Origin of the sequence: Parabacteroides sp. Y3-G-102, from assembly GCF_023656845.1 — a bacterium.
GTDB classification, from domain to species: Bacteria; Bacteroidota; Bacteroidia; order Bacteroidales; family Tannerellaceae; genus Parabacteroides; species Parabacteroides distasonis.
This window is the reverse complement of the sequence record NZ_JAMOKU010000011.1, coordinates 75155-92511: the sequence shown is the minus strand read 5'-3', so window position 1 is coordinate 92511 and position 17357 is coordinate 75155. Positions and strand designations below refer to the sequence as shown.

The window sequence follows — 17357 nt, the reverse complement described above, 5'->3', positions numbered from 1 at the left end:
TAAGACATTCTCTCAAGGGATTTTTGTTGTAAAGAGTTTTCCCTTTCCTAAATTATTTCTGGAAAGATTTTTTCATACGTGCGATATCTGTCAAATAGTCTTGCAGATCTTGCTCGTGTTCTTCTTCCTCAGCTAAGATATGCTTAGCGATATCACAAGTCGTGAAGTCGATGCCGTCCGTGAATTTAGCGATTTCTTGATAACGCAAGATGGCGCAACGCTCGGAGGCGACATTCTGGTTCAGAAGGCTTACTACGTCAAAGTCTGTCGGTGAATCATATTTGCATCGGGCTAATTCAAACCATTGTTTCGGATCAAGTACCGGAACTCCTTCCAATTCGATGATCCGGTCTGCCAATAATTGGGCGTGATGCCTTTCTTCCTCGGCATGTTCCTCGAATTCACCTTGTACGTCGGAACGCATGGCTCCTTCAACGACCAAGGCTCCTACCCAATATTGATAGTATGCTAGCCATTCTTCCGCTAACGCGGCGTTTAGTTGAGATAATAAATTGTCGACATCCAATTTCCCTCTTAAAATTTTGACGCTTTCTTTTGCCATAGCTGTATTAATTTAGAATTAAACGTATTGTTCGTTTTTTATAGTTCTAACAAGCTTACTAGGGCATTGTTTATTGTTTGTCAAAATTTTAACGTTATGCTGCGATTGTTACAATTTAGGTAATTCCCAAGGTGCCCGGTAATAGGCTTTCGACAAGGCGGTAGCTTCGTTATCGCCGACAAACAAATTGTTTTTATCATCCCAATGAACTTCCCGTTGAACCCGGCAGGAGATATTCGCCAGATGAGCCATCTTCGCTACACGGGCACCGATAGCGACATCGGCGTTCGGAAGCTCACGGCTTTTAATGCAGCTCAACATGTTTCCCACATGATTATAAAGTCCTTTGCCTTCTCCTTTCTTGAAAGGAACGGCTTCCATGCGAGCTACGTTATTGGATACGACCGGTATGACTTCCCAACCGGCCCTGTCGAGTACCATCGTACCATTCTCCCCATAGAACGCTAATCCTTCCTTACGGTTATAGAGTCCGTGATTGATTCCGCAAGCGTGATCCCAGATGATATTAAAATCATCGTAGGCATAAGTCGCCATTAAAGTATCGGGTGTCTCCATAGCGTCGTCCGGATAGGCGAACTTGCCGCCGCCTGAGAATACACGGGTGGGAAGACCCGCGTTCATTCCCTCAAGGGCATAATCCAGTAAATGTACGCCCCAGTCCGACATCAAGCCTCCGGCATAGTCCCAGAAGAAACGGAAATTATAATGAAAGCGATAAGGATTGAACGGACGTTTAGGAGCCGGGCCTAGCCACATATCGTAATCCACACCGGCGGGAGCGTCACAATCCGGTTTAACCGGAAGTGTCGGCTTGCCGTCTTGGTAAGCCCAGACCTTGACCGTACGGATCCGTCCGATATTTCCGGCTTTCAAGAAATTAGCCGCCTCGTCCCAATGCGGGTCGCTACGTTGCCATTGGCCTACCTGTACGATCCGGTTATATTTACGGGCGGCTTTTTCCATCAGGTTACATTCCTCGATCGTATTGGAGAGCGGCTTCTCTACATATACGTCTTTTCCCGCTTGGCAAGCCCAGACCGTCGGAAGGCAATGCCAATGGTCCGGCGTACCGATAATGACTACATCTACGTCTTTATTATCGATTACTCGTCGCCAGTCCTTATATAAGTGAGGTACTTTTTTCCCTGTTTTCTTCTCAACGTCGGCAGCCCGTTTGTTTAACCATTCGTCATCGACATCGCAAAGAGCCACGCATTCCGTCTCCGGATAATCAAGAAAAGTATTCAAATCCCCGTATCCCATGCTACGGCATCCTATGAGGGCTACCTTTACTTTGTTGCTAGGGGCGGTTTGTCCGTATATGGAGGAATACGATTTACCGATAAGCGGCGATAAAGTAAGTCCGGACATGATAAGTCCGGTTTTTTGCATAAAAGTACGTCTGTTCATGATATTAGTTTTTAATACTGTTATAAATATATTCCATATCCACGTGCTCCCTTACGAGGGCGGCGAGTTTATCATACTGCTCTTCCTTAAAAGCGGCATAATCGAAAGGGCCTGTAGTCGTTTCCGTGTCAAAGCCTTCAGCTAAGTTGTCCAATACGGCCGGATTATCAAGGATACCATGCATATAACTTCCCCAGCATCGGTTGTTGAGGTAATATCCGTCCGTTCGTCCGTCTTCCAGTCGGGCTACGGGCTGTTCGGGGGCGTCACCCAATAGGGTGGTTCGTCCCATATGTATTTCGTATCCTTTACAATCCTTATTCTCCGAGGAGGGGAGGAAAGCAAAGTCGCTTTGTCTCGTGATCTTCTCCTGCTCGATGACCGTGCATTGAGGCAGAAGACCGAGACCGGGAATCGCCGGGATATTTCCCTCGATACTTTCCGGATCTTCCAAGCGGACTCCCATCATTTGATAGCCACCGCAAATACCGATCACCTTTTTACCCGCTTTATGCGCCCGGATAATCGCCATCGCTATCCCATTGGCCCGCAGGCTTTGTAAGTCCGATAACGTATTCTTTGAGCCGGGGAGCAGGATGATGTCGGCTTTCTCTATCTCATCGATATTGTTGGTATAATACGGATTGAAACGGGGGTCCATCTCCAATACATCAAAATCCGTGAAATTAGACATTCGTTTCAGCAGGATGATAGCTACATTGATTTTCCCGTCTTTATAAGTGTTATTTTTCATATCCAACGCTACGGAATCCTCTTCCTCTATCTTGATATCCCGAAACCATGGAATTACGCCGACCACGGGAATCCCAGTCAATTCCTTTAATAGGTTCCGTCCTTCTTCGAATAAAGAGGCGTCTCCACGGAACTTATTGATGATAACCCCTTTCATTAACACTCGTTCCTCCGGTCGTAATAAAGCGATCGTTCCATATACAGAGCCGAATACGCCCCCACGGTCTATATCTGCAACTAAATAGGTAGAGGCTCCGGCAGCGATCGCCATCCGCATATTGGTGATATCCCGGTCTCGCAGGTTTAGTTCGGAGATGCTTCCGGCTCCTTCCAATACGATCGGGTTATAGCGAGCTTCCAGACGCTTGAAGGCTTCGATGGCTTCCTTAAATAGCTCCTCCTTCTGGTTTTGTATCCCGAAATAATCCTTGGCGGACATATTGCCGACTGGCTTTCCGTTTAATACGACTTGCGAGCTTTTATCATTTGTCGGCTTTAGTAATATCGGGTTCATATCCGTATGCGGGGAAATACCGCAGGCCTCCGCTTGTACGACTTGCGCCCGGCCCATCTCGCCGCCTTCCGGGGTAGAGTAGGAATTGAGGGACATATTTTGTGCCTTGAACGGTGCCGGTTGATAACCATCTTGCTTGAAAATACGGCAAAACGCCGCATTGATAACGCTTTTACCCGCATCAGAGCAGGTTCCGACAAACATAATCGGTCGTAGGTGTTGCTTCATCTGTATAGATTTTATTTACACAGTGTACAAAGGTAGTATTTTTGGCCTTTTTATTAAGGAGAAGATATGAAAAAAGAAGAAGATTTTGTTATGGGCCTGTCCATCTACATGGCTTGTCTGCGTGAGAAAAAACGGTATTCCACGGCGAAGAGTTATCAAGATGCCTTGAACTCGTTCAAGTGCTTTTGCGGTATGGAGGCGATTCCTTATGCCTATATTAATAGGAACAGGCTTTTGTGCTATCAGTCATGGTTGTTGGACAAGGGCCGTTCGTTGAATACGGTGTCTACCTATATGCGTCGGATTCGTCACATTTATAACTTGGCCGTGGAGGCGAACGAGGCTCCCTTTGTACCCAACCTGTTCAAAGATGTCTTCACGGGCGTTGAAAGCAAGCGGAAGAAGGCGTTGCCGCGAGAGATGCTGGAGCGTATGTTTAACGCCCCGTTGGAGGATCCGTCCTTGCGGCGTGTACAGTTGACCGTTCGGTTGATGTTCGCGTTCAGCGGGATAGCGTTTGTGGATCTCACGCATTTGAAATGGGAGAATATCCGGGATGGGATATTGCAGTATCACCGACAAAAGAGCGGGTCTCTCATACAGCTGGAGATTCCCTCCGGGGCGTTGCGGCTGTTGGATGAGTTGTCCGCTTGTACGGCAAAGGAATCCTTTTATTTATTTCCTTTTTTGAGTGGAAGGAGAACCGGTGAGGCGGCCTACAAAGAATATAACAGGACCTTGTCCCGCTTTAACCGTGAGATGAAGTTGTTGGCGAGATCGACAGGCGTTACGCTTCCGGTCACCTCATATACGATCCGTCATTCATTCGCCTCGTTCTTGAAGGAACAAGATGTATCGATCGAGGTTATCAGTGAGTTGTTGGGGCATAAGTCTATTAAGACAACACAGATCTATTTGAAGAGCTTCTCGTTGGAACGTTTGTCGACAGTGAACCGGAATTGTTTTGAGAGCGTGTGTAAACCGATACCCAAAGTGGGGTAAGAGGCTTGCTACTCGGGAAGTAGCGTATTCTTTCACGGCGCAAAAGTAATAAAAAATAACAAATAACAAGCAATCATTAGGCTTAGTTTGTTCATTAGTTTGTGCTCCGACCTTGATTCTCCTTAAATCTTCGTTCTTATTCCTAGTGCATAGACATGGCAATAGAGACGAAATGATCTCGTATTTCCTACATCATCACGTCCCTTCCAAAAATCGAACATACATTCTTGTAGAGACGGGGCGTGCCCCGTCTCATCCCCTCAAGAGGGTAATTTAAAGATACTACCAGTCTGTGGGAGACGGGGCACGCCCCGTCTCTACAACTGGGTAATAACCATTCTCCTACCTTTTACGCTACTTCCCGAGTAGCTTAATATTTCAAGCGATGGTGATTTTCAGAAAAGCCATTTTTAAAAACATAAAGTGTTGTTTATCAGGAGTAAATAGGGCGCTCTTGGTAGGGCTTTGAATTGTCGTGAGGCTTGAGTGGAGATCTTGATATAATCTTAGGAAAAGATAATCATAATGATGAATGTTTTGAGAGACGGTTGCTCGGAGCGGGGTACGGCGCGGGTTGGCAAGCGTCATGACCTGAAGACTGTACGCTGGTACGTGCTCACGCTTCCTACTACGGGTGTGGCACGACGCGACAGGATCAGCCCCGCTAAAAGCTTGGATGCCGAGCTTTCCCGGCGCAAGCGTCGTGGGGAGACGTTGTTCGAGTATTTCGCCCCCTCCTATGTGGAGGTGAGGAAAGTGGATGGCAAGATGGTCAACACGAAGCGGCCCCTGCTGTTCAACTACGTGTTTATCCGGTCCTCGGTGGAGGAGATCTTCCAGATGAAGCGCACGCTTCCCCTATACAATTTCCTACCCCGGGTCTCTTCCGGAGGCATGACTCATTTCCCTTATCTGTCGGATGACGAGATGGGGAATTTACGTTGGGTGGCGGAATCTTATTCCAACGAGCTTCCTGTGTACGTGCCGGACAGCAATCGCCTGCTGAAAGGTGATCGCGTGCGTATCACGTCCGGTTATTTTACCGGTATGGAGGCAGAGGTGGTGATCCAGCCGGGTGGCGGGCATAAAGATGTCATGGCTCGTATCCTCGATTGCATGTGGGTCCCCTTGTTGGAGGTGAAGCCGGGCGAGTATGAGCTGATCGAGCTGAACACCAAGGGCAAGCACGCCTATACCCATCTGGACAACGATCGCCTGCGGGAGGATTTGCACGATGCCTTGGGACGTTACCATGCCTTCGGCAGCGTATCAGAGGAGGATACTCGTTTGGCCCGTGAGGTGTTGAGATCGTACGGTTCGCTCCGTGCGGAGACGGACGTGATGCGTTGCAAGATCTACTCATTGCTTCTTTCTGCCTACAAGTTGTTGGGCGATGAGGAGGAGTTCACACGTTTGCATGACACGATGCGTGGTATGCTCCCGGTGGTGAAAGCTCCGCAATCCCGTGCTTTGTTGCTGGTGACGCTCTACGGTTGCACGGACAGCGCCCTTTACCGGCAGATGGCGCATGAGGTGGTGGATCCTTGGCGGGGTGAGTCCTCGCCCAAGAAAAGCAAGTTATCCTTGATCCGCCGGCTGGACGATTGCGATCGCTGGCTGAAACACGAAATCAGTTGACAGTTGACAAGTGACAGTTGACAGTTTAAATCAAAAATCATAAATCAAAAAGAAATGTCTTCCCTTCCTTCTGGCGTTCGTTTGGTGGCGTTGCTGAACGAGCATTTGGGTGATATCATGGGCCGCGAGCGAACGAACACTGCCTCGATCCACCTGTATTGCACGGGTCCTTACTGGGTGGCGTTCGAGTACTCAGCCTATCAGTTGCGCCGTGCGTTCCCGGATAGCGAGGTTACGCCGATGCGCTTGCTCGGCTACCCGTTTCCTGTGGTGATGGTATCCGTGACGGATCGTTCGCTCCGCTCGTATGCCCGCAAGCACATCTTGCGAAGAGACGATAAGGATTACAAACAGTTGACCGTCCCCGGTTTTTCCCTGTCTGATTACCAAGGCTGGCATAAGAGAGAGGTGGAGGGATTGCCATTGCTAAGCGAGACCGTATGAGTGTGGCATACGTATAAGGGCATCGTTTTACACGTATATCGACGTCGCCCCACACGTATATCGGTGTAGGCCTATACGAACGTAGGCGTGAGTCGATGCCGATATACGTGCGGGATGGAACCGATGCCGGGGAAAACAGGTGCAAGTAATGCAAGTAATGCAGCACCTTTTTCCCACACACGCACGTGTACATTATATATGTCGAATCAAACTTTCATACGGCTATCCAGCGTTTCTCATCCGGATCGTTCCATGCCTTGTTTGTGATCGTTTAGTGTAAAATTCTTGTTTTATATAATGTACGCACGTGTGTGGGAAAAAGGTGCTGCATTACTTGCATTATTTGCATTACTTGGGGTCTCCATAAGGACTGTATAAAAATAATAACAAACCAGACATGTATCACAAACAATCATTTCCCCGTTTGGGCGATTACATCGCCACGGTTTTACAAGTCACCAGACTGACAAAGTCCATTATCCGCATAAGCGGAGGTCTGGGCAGTGACACTTACAATTCTTTTAAAAAGGCAAGGACATGCATTTTAGCGTTTACTATCGATTGGTAGATCTCCTTTGGGACCATCTGTCGGACGAGGAACTTTTCCGTCGTCTGGCACGTGAGGCCTTGGAACGGTATATCGATTATAAGAAAGAGGAGGAAATGAACGGAGGAAAGAAATAATTTAAGGATGGGCTATGCAAATGAGATTAAGTTTTAACCTCGTGCCTGCCTTCATCGACTAATTAACTAGCCATGATTTTAGAAGAGAGTTTTGGAAAATCTACTGATTTTATCTCAGATGGTATGAACGCCTTCGAGCGTAACGTGAAGCGTATAGGGGATTGCCTTTTGGCCTTTATCGCCTTGGTCGTATTCTCCCCTTTGTTCTTGATCTGTTACATCGCCGTAAGGCGCGAGGATGGCGGTCCTGCCATTTTCAAGCAGGAGCGTATCGGTCGTTTCGGTCGTCCGTTCAACATCTATAAGTTCCGTAGCATGCGTTTGGACGCTGAAAAATTCGGTCCGGCTCTTTACAAGGGAGGTGCTGACCCCCGCATGACCCATGTTGGCAGGTTCCTGCGTGAGCATCATTTGGATGAGTTGCCCCAATTGTGGAATGTTTTCATCGGTGATATGTCTTTTATCGGCCCCCGTCCGGAACGAAAGTTCTACATCGACCAGATCATGGAACGTGATCCCCGCTATCGTTACCTGTACCAGATCCGTCCGGGTGTGACCTCTTACGCCACGCTCTATAACGGCTATACGGACACGTTGGAGAAGATGCTCCGCCGATTACGCTATGACTTGTTCTATCTGGAGCACCGCTCGTGGTGGTTCGATTTCAAGATATTGGTGAAGACATTCTTGAACATAGCGTTTGGGAAGAAATTCTAAGGTATAAGTAATAATCCGGGGGAGCAATTCCACTCCTCCTTTAAATCAAGAATACCATGAAGAAAGTATTGAAAGGCTGGCTCATCGACAATTCGGTGACCACCGACAACAAGACGGACAAGATCCTGCTGTTACATTCAACGGGAAGTTTGGATCTTGATGATGTTCTTGAAGAGATGCAAAAGCAAGACACCGGTCTGCGTCCCGAGACGATGCGTCACTCGGTGACACTCTACAACCGGGTATTGACGGACTTGATCTTGAACGGTTACAGCGTAAATACGGGTCTCTTCCGAGCCGTTGCGCAACTAACTGGCGTGATCGAGGGCGGCGTATGGAACAAGGAGAAGAATTCCATCTACGTCTCCTTTACGCAGGACAAGGCATTGCGCGAGGCGATCGCCCAGACTGCGGTGGAGATCCTAGGTGAGAAGTCGAATATCATGTATATCCTTGAGACCGAGGATAAGAAGACCGGCTTGAAAGATGGCAGCGCCACGGCGGGCCGCAACTTCTTCGTGCGCGGTGCCATGCTGAAAGTGGTTGGCGATGACGAGTCGGTAGGCGTTACGCTGACTAACGAGGCAAAGGCTGTCACAAAACTGACGGATGACTTGATCACCATCAACAACCCCTCTTCGCTTACATTACTCTTACCGGCTGATTTGGCGGAGGGTGAGTATACGCTGACGGTGATGACACAGTTCGCCAACTCGGGACATATGCTGAAAACTCCTCGTAGCGTGAGCACGCAAATTTGGATCGGTGGAAAACCCGCCGATGGAGGTGGCGACAGTGAGAGTCCAGATGAGGTTTGATAGATTTGGGAAGTCTCTATTCCCTTATCGGGGAATAGTGCCTTCCTTTATAAGGGAAGCCTACGTTCCCTTATAAAGGAATGATGGATTCCCAAGAGTAATCTCGCAGGAGCAATAGGCCAAGTTGAAAAAATAAGATAGTTTTAGTACTTGTTTTTATGTCTGTTACATCAGAGAATAATAAGCGAATAGCCAAGAACACGCTGTTCCTCTATCTGCGCATGCTCCTGATCATGGGTGTGACGTTGTACACCAGCCGGGTCGTGCTGCGGGTATTGGGGGTAGAGGATTTCGGCATTTACTCTGCGGTTGGAGGCTTTGTCTCCATGTTCGCCGTGATTTCAGGATCGTTGACTGCGGCGATCAGTCGTTTTATCACGTATGAGATGGGAGTTGGTAATACGGAGAAGATCGCTCGGATATTTTCCGTTTCGGTAGTTATACAGTTATTAATCTCAGGGATAATAGTCTTGTTTTCGGAAACCTTAGGGCTATGGTTCTTAAATATGCGGATGAATATACCTACGGATCGACTACTTGCGGCAAACTGGGTATATCAGTTTTCAATACTCACGTTTGTTATCAATTTGATAAGCATTCCGTATAATGCGAGTATAGTGGCTCATGAACGGATGTCGGCGTTCGCTTATATAAGCTTTTTTCAAGCGTTTGGCACATTGGTGATAGCATTTTTATTAGATTATTCTCCATGGGATCTATTGGTATTCTATGCATTCTTAATGGCGCTCTTGGCTTTTTTCGTACGTTTTCTTTATACGTATTATTGTAAAAAACATTTCTCGGAATGTCGTTTCCAATGGATTTGGGATAAGGTGCTAATCAAGCAGGTCTTTGGCTTTGCCGGATGGAATTTCTTAGGTGCCTCTTCGGGTGTATTAAGAGATCAAGGAGTGAATGTCTTGTTGAATATTTTTTGTGGTCCTGCCGTGAATGCCGCTCGTGGCATAGCGATGCAGGTGAATGCGGCGGTCAATAGTTTTGTCAATAATTTCATGATAGCATTAAACCCACAGATAACCAAGTCGTATGCCTCTGGTGATCGGGTCTATCTGATGAATTTGGTCTTTCAAGGCTCTCGATATTCTTTCTATTTGTTGTTGCTTCTCTCCTTACCGATTTTGCTGGAAACTCCTGTGTTGTTGAAACTGTGGCTTGGAGTTGTTCCGGATCATACCGTGGCGTTTGTCCGTTTAATATTGTTATATGCGTTGAGTGAGTCGGTTTCGCAAACATTGATAACGCTTATGCTGGCGACTGGCAGGATTCGCAATTATCAATTGTTGGTGGGAGGTTGCCAGATGCTTAATTTTCCAGTAGCGTATATCTTGTTGAAGTTAGGGTATGCGCCCGAAACAACAATTGTTTTGTCGATCATCATTGCTGTCTGCTGCTTGTTCTTACGATTGTATATGCTTCGAGGTATGGTCGGATTACCTATTAGGCTTTTTTTCACGAAGGTGCTTCTGAATATTTTTCGTGTTATGTTATTAGCTTTGGTTGTGCCGGTTTGTGTTATTAGCCATATGGAGGAGGGTCTTGTCCGACTTGTGCTGAATGGAATGATAAGTACTTGTGCTACTGGATGTAGCATATTGTTTATCGGTTGTTCACGAGAAGAAAGATTGTTTGTATGGCAAAGGATATCCCAGTTGAAAAATAAGTTTTTGAAATGAGAATAAATAAGGTTAAGACGGACTGTTGTGGTTGCACGGCTTGTGAAAGTGTCTGTCCACACGAGGCTATCCATATGGTTCCGGATACTTTTGGATTTCTTTACCCGGAAGTGAATGATTCATTATGTGTGGATTGTGGGCTTTGCGAGAAAATCTGTGCTTTTCATGAGGATTACGATAAAAGCTTGAATTTGGCAAAGCCGTTGGCTTATGCTGCGAAACACAAGAATCCGGAGGAGATAACAGCTTCGCAGAGTGGGGCTGCGTTTGTTGCGCTTTCAGATATCATCTTGTCGCAGGGTGGGGTAGTCTATGGGGCTGGATATACCGGGCATTTCCGGGTAGTTCATAAGAAAGCAGCGACAAAGGCTGAACGAGATGAGTTCCGGGGGAGTAAATACGTGCAGAGTGATATGAATACCATCTTTAGGCAAGTGCGGGAAGACCTTAGAGATGAATCGCTCGTGCTTTTCTCCGGTACGCCTTGCCAGACGGCGGGACTTGCCTCTTTTATCGGTAAACGTTTAAGAGATCGTTTGTTCTTGATGGATATAGTTTGCCATGGTGTACCCGCTCCATTTGTTTGGCGGGATTACCTCGATTATCTGGAGGCAAAAGAGGGCATGAGAATCACGGCGGTTAATTTTCGGGATAAGAAAAGATTTGGCTGGCGTTCGCACGTAGAATCGTTTTTATTCGCTAATACATACACCTATACATACACCTATACATTTTATACCCATATTATGCTCCGCCGTTCATGCGGCGAGTGTCCTTATACGAACACGAACCGCCCATCGGATGTAACCGTGGCGGATTTCTGGGGAATAGAGAAAACGGTTGCGGCTACTCTTGGTGCGGATAACAAGGGCTGTTCACTGATTTTGCTCAATACGGATAAAGGTAAGGAATGGTTTGAGCAAGCTAGGAAAAGCATGGAATGTATGGCTGTTCCGTTAGAGGATTGTTTGCAACCCCAATTGCGCCATCCATCAGTGTTGCATCCAAAGCGAATCGCTTTTGAGGAGGACTATGCAAGATTAGGCTTTGAGAGAGCCTTGAAGAAGTATGGACTTCTTGGATGGAAAGCGGAAATCGGAGCATGTAAAAAGCATATTGTCAGATTGCTTTTGGATTTGTTACCTGTAATGGTTGTTCAAAAGCTAAAAAAAATTCGTGGAAAATAATGAAGATAGGAATTGTTACAATTTATAATGTTCCAAATTATGGAGCTATTTTGCAAGCTTATTCATTAGCTGAATATTTACGAAGAGAGGGGCATGAGGTCGTTTTATTTAATGTAGATTCACCTAAGAGACACCCTTATATATATAAATTAAAACGCTTGTTTAAATTAGGTTTTATAGATAAGTTTCAACAAAGGAATTATCCTGCTATAACTTCTAATCTTAATGAAGAAGTTGATATTTATATGGTAGGGAGTGATCAAGTGTGGAATATAGAGATAACACAGGCTGATTATGATAAGTACTTTCTTGCATTTGCCTTACATAATCGAAAAGTTTCTTATGCTGCAAGTTTTGGAAATAATGAATGGGATTTTCCTTCTAAAAGAAATGAAATCAGAGGCTTTCTTAGTGCTTTTAAGTATATAACAGTTAGGGAAGAAATGGGGGTAAATATTTTAAAGGACGAGTTTAATATGAAAGGGAATTGTGTATTAGATCCTTGCTTTTTGTTAGATGGAAATGATTTTCTTTTTGGAAAAATCATAGAGTCAAAAAAAATATTGGTATCGTACAAATTGAGTTATGATAGATTTTATGATTTGGAACTTAGAAAGTTAGGGAAGATGCTAGGTTGTAAAGTGAATAGGTTAAGATATAAATATGTAAGCTCGCTACCTAATTGTAAGGATTTAAATGTTGGTTATTGTGATGTGGAAGAGTGGTTGTATTCTATTGCCTCAGCTAGTTATGTTGTAACAGACTCTTTTCATGGAATGGTCTTTTCTATTTTGTTTAAAAAGCAGTTTGTTATATTTCCGTTGAATCCTAAACGTTCTTCTCGCATAGATGATTTACTTAAAAAATTGAATATGTTACATCGAAAGGTTTATTCGTGGAATGATGCCAATAACTTGTTCGGTTCAGCACCTATAGATTATTCTATTGTACATGAGAGACTTTCTATTTTACGCCAGAAATCAATCTGCGAATTGCAAAATATGTTATCATGAATATTCTATTTTATCAGATGGGACTCTCTCCTGTTGGAGGTGGGGTCGAAAGGGTTACGTTTAATATATCAAGAGAGCTTTGCCGAAGAAATATAAATATTTATGTAGCATATTGGAATAAAGAATCCGATGATGGGCAAAATTATGATGGAATTTATAAGGGAATAATATGTCAACCTTTAATAGATAAACAGGCAATCAAACGTTTAAAAGACTTTATTCTCAGTCATGATATAGAAATCATTGTTAATCAACGGGCTGAAAATGTTCGGATCACAAAAAAATTGTATAAGTTGAAATTACAATGCCATATTAAACTATATTCTTTTCTACATCTGTGTCCAACAGCATCAAGGGATGGGAGTCATTATACAGATTATCGTTTTCCTTCTCTTATAGTACGAAGTATTTTGAAGCGTATTTTGTTGTGTCTTTTCCAATATGACAGATACAGATTGACTTACGCTTACAACTGTTCTGATAAAATAGTTTTGCTTTCAGAACGTTTTAAGAAAGATTTTATATCTCTACTTGATATGAAATTTGTTGATGAACATAAGCTTTGTTTTATTCCCAATAGTTGTTCTTTTGATGAGTTTTATAATCCAAATTGTTTGAAAGATAAAAGAAAGATTATATTGGTTGTATGCAGAATGGTTGAAAATAATAAAAGAGTTCTTTTCTCTATCGATTTGTGGAGACGCATTTACTTAGATTATCCTGATTGGCAGATGGTGATAATAGGAGATGGACGAGATCTTGATAAATATAAGATGTTTGCGAAGATGTATGGATTGAAGAATCTAGTTTTTACTGGAAAAATAGACCCATTACCATTCTATAGAGAAGCGTCAGTCTTTTTAATGACATCCCGATTTGAAGGATTTGGCATGACTTTATTGGAATCACAGCAAATGGGGGTTGTTCCAATTGCTATTGATACTTATAAATCATTACATGATATTGTTCAAGATAATTATAATGGGGTGATTGTGAAAAATGAAGACTTAGATGAAATGGATCGATGTGTTCGAAGAGTTCTTGATGATGAGGATTTGCGCACTAAAATAGCTTATAATGAGATTAATAGTAGTAAGCGTTTTAAACCATCTGTAATTATAGAGTCTTGGATGACCTTACTGAATAGTTGATAATTTCTATTGCTAATTAAAATAGGAGGACAGTTTTATGAATAATAGAGTGATTCCATTACATTTAGTGGATTTTAGAAATTTTTATTTGGATATTGTACTCTTTTTAATTTCCCCCGTTCTATCTCTTTATGTATCTTTTAAAAATCTGACTTATAATCGCAGATCTATCTATATAATTGGTGCATTTTTTTGTCTTTTTGGATCGTTTCTTCCTCCCTCTCAAGATGCCTATAGGTATAGAGAAATGTATTATGATACTTCAGACGTAACTATTCGCTTGTTTAGTGAGGAGGGAAAGGATTTTCTTTTGCCTTTGTTGATGCGTCTATTTAATTATTTGGGATTTTCGTTTGAGAATTTTCGTTTTGTATTACTGTTGTTTTGCTATGTATTATGGATACAAATATTTTTGTTCTTTATAGATCGGTTTTATTTTTCTAAAAAGAATTATGCTTTATTGGTTGTTTGCATGCTTTTTTGTATTCGTATTTATTCGCTTTCGTATGGAATACGTTTTGCAGTTGCAAGTATATTTTTTATATATTCATTTTTTTTATTCTTTTTCGTGCGAAAAAGATTTAAGTCTTTTACTTTTTTATTGTTAGCTTTATGTATGCATTTTTCTATTATATTAATGATATTATTATTTCCTGTGACTTTTTTGTTGAAATGTTTACGTGTGAGTTTTAAAAAGAAAGTGTTATATATATTGTTGCTTACTCCAATAATTTCTTCAGCTTTAACTGATACGGTGGAGTTGTTTTCTGTAATGACGGGAAACGAGTTTATGTCTGGTTATGCAAATGCGTATATAGAAGGAACTTGGGGAACAAATGAGATGTTAAGCTGGCTAAGCTTTAATGGACTGTGTTATACTTTTGGTCGAATTCTTCCTTTGTTGTTCATCATAGCCTTCTGCTGTTGTTTTAACTGTAATTCATTCTTGGCCAATTTTTTCTTGTCTACATTGTTATTGTTAGAAATTAGTTTGTCCTCGCTAAGTTTGATATTGAGATTTTCTAATATTTCGATTATGCTTGGATTTATTTTAATCCTCTGCAATATAAAGAATATAAGCATGCAGTTGATGAAGATGAAAATACTTTCTTTTTCTTTTGTATTTGTTTTTATCCTTTATTCTTATGCCATGAGGGATGATTTGATTAATGGAAAACAATATAAGGCAATACTCTGTCCCATAAGTACTTTTTTTACGGATCAGTATCCAGATACTTGGGTGCGTGAAAAATTGCATTTGGATGGAATATTTGTTAATTCTACAATGGATCATTAATTGAATTTATCATATTTTACTTATGAAAATCTATTTTTTTGTTTCTGATATGTCAGGACGAGGGGGAACTGAACGTACGACGGCATTATTGGCAAATACTTTTGTTAGAAAAGGACATGATGTTTCAATCGTATCTCTTATTGATGAGAATAAGGATTGTGTATATGAACTTGATAGTAAAATAGATCTTGTTTATTTAGCAACTCCAAGTCCTAATTATCTAAAAACACGTATCAATCGTTTGTTTTTGTTGTTGAGGGCTTTTATTAAGATTCTTCTTAATTATTCTTTTAAAGATAATGATTCTATTATAATATGTCAAGGTTTTTTATCAAGTGTTTTTGTCTGGTTTTCGCTCAATGCAAATAGATCTATAGCTTGTGAACATTATAAGTATGAGGTGTATAATAGTGCGCTTAGGGCTTTTCGTAATTTTATTTATAAGAGTTTTATGACTGTGGTTGTATTAACCGACAATGATGCAAAAAGATTTAAGCTACATAAAGTAAATGCCTATGTAATCCCCAATATGACTTCATTTGGTATAAAGCCTAATCGAGTCGCAAATGCTAGACGAATGATTACCGTTGGTCGGTTACATCCTCAAAAAGGGTATGATTTGTTATTGTCTGCATTGGTCTCTGTTTTTGAGAGATATCCTGATTGGTATATTGATATTTATGCTGATGGAGATGAGGCATATGGTTTATTACTAAAGAAACAAGTTTCTGATCTAAATTTGCAGTCAAACGTATTCTTTAAAGAATTTTGCACAGATATTCAAAAAGAATATCTGAATTCATCTTTTTATGTTATGTCTTCTCGGTATGAAGGTTTTCCAATGACATTATTAGAGGCTATGGCCTGTGGGCTTCCTGTTGTCTCGTTTCAATGTCCGGAGGGACCTGCTGAACTATTGAAGGATAATGTGGGGCTTTTAGTTCCGCCTGAAGATGTTACGATGCTGTCTGAAGCTATTATTCGGATGATTAGAGATGAAAAACTTCGTGCGAATTGTACAGCGAAAGGTTTGAATGTTATACAAGCATATACGCCCGATAAAGTATATATAAAATGGTTGACTTTGTTTGAGAATATAAAAGAGAATAGATAAGATTTTTCTGATTTTGTTTTGAAGATATGAGATTGGTTATAGATTATAGATTGGCAGGATATTCGATGCGTGGGATGGCTAAATATTGTATTAGTATGACAAATGAGTTATTGAAGTCTCCACGTATGTCGGCTTTTGATATAATATTGTATGTAGATAAGAAGTGCAAGAAGGAACTGCTGCCTAATAGTGTAGAGTATAGAGTCTTGCCAACACGGAATTTTGTGTTTGGAGAACAAATTTTGTTACCTTATTTTCTTTATAGGGATAAAATTGATATTTTGTGGTCTCCTCATAATACATTCCCTCTCATAAAGATTCCTTCAGTAAAAATGTATGCAACTTGGCATGATTTGGTTGTTATGGATAAACGAATGAAGTGTAATACTTTATTGTCTTTTTTAAAACGTTCTTATTATAATCTAATAATGAGATATGGTTGGAAAAATTTAGATATGGTATGTACTGTTTCTGAATTTTCTAAGAAGGAGATATTAAATAAATTTCATTTTAAAAACATACTTATTACTCCTAATTGTATAGATGATTTCATCAAAAGCATTGATATAGAACTAAAAAATAAGAATTATTGTAGGGAGGATTTTTTCTTTACTGTTTCGGGAGAGTTCTGGTATAAAAATTTGGACTTTCTTTTTGATTGGTTTAGAAGTAATAGAAAATTTACCCTTAAGGTTGCTGGATTGAAACCTAATTCATTATTTTATAATAATTGCCCTGAAAATATTCAAATTCTACCATATAATATCCCTTTAGAAAAAATAATAGAATATTATTGTAGATGTAGGGCATTTTTATTTGTTTCAAAATATGAGGGATTTGGAATACCTATCTTAGAGGCAATGGCCTGTAATTGTAGATTGATAGTTTCTAATGTGGCATCTATACCTGAGGTTTGTGGTGATAATGGATTATATATTGATCCATATGATGTTAATACTTTTTCCGAGGCAATGAATAAAATAGATGATTTTGAAATTGATAAGAATAAGCGTTTACATCAAATTGAAAAGTTCTCAAATTGGGAGAAATCTGCAAATACGTTAATTGATGCTTTATTGGGTGATAAATTAGAATAAGATTGTAGTTTTT

16 protein-coding genes are annotated in these 17357 nt (G+C 41.7%); 13 read left to right on the top strand and 3 right to left on the bottom strand.

What is annotated here, in order from left to right; all coding sequences use genetic code 11:
• Window positions 1–52 precede the first annotated feature (52 nt).
• The 3 genes from NBH16_RS07450 to NBH16_RS07440 form a co-directional block, all read right to left on the bottom strand.
• A complete protein-coding gene (locus NBH16_RS07450; RefSeq protein ID WP_005856408.1) occupies window positions 53–562 on the bottom strand; it encodes a ferritin-like domain-containing protein in 510 nt (169 codons plus the stop codon).
• A gap of 108 nt (window positions 563–670) precedes the next feature.
• The gene (locus NBH16_RS07445; protein WP_008771916.1) at window positions 671–1993 is read right to left on the bottom strand and encodes a Gfo/Idh/MocA family protein; all 1323 of its coding nucleotides are present in this window, start codon (window positions 1991–1993) and stop codon (window positions 671–673) included.
• Between the two features lie 4 nt (window positions 1994–1997).
• Entirely contained in the window at window positions 1998–3488 is a 1491-nt protein-coding gene (locus tag NBH16_RS07440; protein ID WP_057328523.1) for a cobyric acid synthase, read from the bottom strand.
• A gap of 66 nt (window positions 3489–3554) precedes the next feature.
• On the opposite strand from NBH16_RS07440, the gene NBH16_RS07435 reads away from it, so the two are divergent.
• From NBH16_RS07435 to NBH16_RS07375, 13 genes are all read left to right on the top strand, one after another.
• Entirely contained in the window at window positions 3555–4490 is a 936-nt protein-coding gene (locus NBH16_RS07435; RefSeq protein ID WP_250788313.1) for a tyrosine-type recombinase/integrase, read from the top strand.
• A gap of 525 nt (window positions 4491–5015) precedes the next feature.
• The gene (nusG, locus tag NBH16_RS07430; protein ID WP_250788311.1) at window positions 5016–6128 is read left to right on the top strand and encodes a transcription termination/antitermination protein NusG; all 1113 of its coding nucleotides are present in this window, start codon (window positions 5016–5018) and stop codon (window positions 6126–6128) included.
• 54 nt (window positions 6129–6182) lie between these two features.
• Window positions 6183–6572, top strand: a complete 390-nt coding sequence (locus tag NBH16_RS07425; protein WP_250788309.1) for a hypothetical protein — start codon at window positions 6183–6185, stop codon at window positions 6570–6572.
• Between the two features lie 537 nt (window positions 6573–7109).
• The gene (locus NBH16_RS07420) at window positions 7110–7256 is read left to right on the top strand and encodes a hypothetical protein (protein ID WP_005856415.1); all 147 of its coding nucleotides are present in this window, start codon (window positions 7110–7112) and stop codon (window positions 7254–7256) included.
• Between the two features lie 72 nt (window positions 7257–7328).
• Window positions 7329–7973 (top strand): sugar transferase, encoded by a 645-nt coding sequence (locus NBH16_RS07415; protein WP_009276054.1) that lies wholly within the window; start codon window positions 7329–7331, stop codon window positions 7971–7973.
• A 56-nt stretch (window positions 7974–8029) separates the two neighbouring features.
• Window positions 8030–8791: a DNA-binding domain-containing protein gene (locus NBH16_RS07410; protein ID WP_121960901.1), complete on the top strand. Its 762-nt coding sequence runs from the start codon at window positions 8030–8032 to the stop codon at window positions 8789–8791.
• A 158-nt stretch (window positions 8792–8949) separates the two neighbouring features.
• Window positions 8950–10485 (top strand): MATE family efflux transporter, encoded by a 1536-nt coding sequence (locus tag NBH16_RS07405; protein ID WP_121960902.1) that lies wholly within the window; start codon window positions 8950–8952, stop codon window positions 10483–10485.
• Complete coding sequence (locus NBH16_RS07400) at window positions 10482–11672, top strand: Coenzyme F420 hydrogenase/dehydrogenase, beta subunit C-terminal domain (RefSeq protein WP_121960903.1); 1191 nt, start codon at window positions 10482–10484, stop codon at window positions 11670–11672. Before NBH16_RS07405 ends, NBH16_RS07400 begins: the two co-directional genes overlap by 4 nt.
• A complete protein-coding gene (locus NBH16_RS07395) occupies window positions 11672–12685 on the top strand; it encodes a polysaccharide pyruvyl transferase family protein (RefSeq protein ID WP_121960904.1) in 1014 nt (337 codons plus the stop codon). Before NBH16_RS07400 ends, NBH16_RS07395 begins: the two co-directional genes overlap by 1 nt.
• Window positions 12682–13836 (top strand): glycosyltransferase, encoded by a 1155-nt coding sequence (locus tag NBH16_RS07390; RefSeq protein ID WP_121960905.1) that lies wholly within the window; start codon window positions 12682–12684, stop codon window positions 13834–13836. Before NBH16_RS07395 ends, NBH16_RS07390 begins: the two co-directional genes overlap by 4 nt.
• Window positions 13837–13873: 37 nt before the next feature.
• On the top strand, window positions 13874–15133 hold the full coding sequence (locus NBH16_RS07385; RefSeq protein WP_121960906.1) for an EpsG family protein: 1260 nt from the start codon (window positions 13874–13876) through the stop codon (window positions 15131–15133).
• 22 nt (window positions 15134–15155) lie between these two features.
• Window positions 15156–16247, top strand: a complete 1092-nt coding sequence (locus tag NBH16_RS07380; RefSeq protein ID WP_121960907.1) for a glycosyltransferase family 4 protein — start codon at window positions 15156–15158, stop codon at window positions 16245–16247.
• A gap of 95 nt (window positions 16248–16342) precedes the next feature.
• On the top strand, window positions 16343–17344 hold the full coding sequence (locus tag NBH16_RS07375) for a glycosyltransferase family 4 protein (protein ID WP_158556946.1): 1002 nt from the start codon (window positions 16343–16345) through the stop codon (window positions 17342–17344).
• Window positions 17345–17357: the final 13 nt, after the last annotated feature.

Coding starts and splice junctions, on each gene's coding strand:
- NBH16_RS07450 (WP_005856408.1), bottom strand. CDS start 562: ATGGCAAAAGAAAGCGTCAAAATTTTAAGAGGGAAATTGGATGTCGAC.
- NBH16_RS07445 (WP_008771916.1), bottom strand. CDS start 1,993: ATGAACAGACGTACTTTTATGCAAAAAACCGGACTTATCATGTCCGGA.
- NBH16_RS07440 (WP_057328523.1), bottom strand. CDS start 3,488: ATGAAGCAACACCTACGACCGATTATGTTTGTCGGAACCTGCTCTGAT.
- NBH16_RS07435 (WP_250788313.1), top strand. CDS start 3,555: ATGAAAAAAGAAGAAGATTTTGTTATGGGCCTGTCCATCTACATGGCT.
- nusG (WP_250788311.1), top strand. CDS start 5,016: ATGATGAATGTTTTGAGAGACGGTTGCTCGGAGCGGGGTACGGCGCGG.
- NBH16_RS07425 (WP_250788309.1), top strand. CDS start 6,183: ATGTCTTCCCTTCCTTCTGGCGTTCGTTTGGTGGCGTTGCTGAACGAG.
- NBH16_RS07420 (WP_005856415.1), top strand. CDS start 7,110: ATGCATTTTAGCGTTTACTATCGATTGGTAGATCTCCTTTGGGACCAT.
- NBH16_RS07415 (WP_009276054.1), top strand. CDS start 7,329: ATGATTTTAGAAGAGAGTTTTGGAAAATCTACTGATTTTATCTCAGAT.
- NBH16_RS07410 (WP_121960901.1), top strand. CDS start 8,030: ATGAAGAAAGTATTGAAAGGCTGGCTCATCGACAATTCGGTGACCACC.
- NBH16_RS07405 (WP_121960902.1), top strand. CDS start 8,950: ATGTCTGTTACATCAGAGAATAATAAGCGAATAGCCAAGAACACGCTG.
- NBH16_RS07400 (WP_121960903.1), top strand. CDS start 10,482: ATGAGAATAAATAAGGTTAAGACGGACTGTTGTGGTTGCACGGCTTGT.
- NBH16_RS07395 (WP_121960904.1), top strand. CDS start 11,672: ATGAAGATAGGAATTGTTACAATTTATAATGTTCCAAATTATGGAGCT.
- NBH16_RS07390 (WP_121960905.1), top strand. CDS start 12,682: ATGAATATTCTATTTTATCAGATGGGACTCTCTCCTGTTGGAGGTGGG.
- NBH16_RS07385 (WP_121960906.1), top strand. CDS start 13,874: ATGAATAATAGAGTGATTCCATTACATTTAGTGGATTTTAGAAATTTT.
- NBH16_RS07380 (WP_121960907.1), top strand. CDS start 15,156: ATGAAAATCTATTTTTTTGTTTCTGATATGTCAGGACGAGGGGGAACT.
- NBH16_RS07375 (WP_158556946.1), top strand. CDS start 16,343: ATGACAAATGAGTTATTGAAGTCTCCACGTATGTCGGCTTTTGATATA.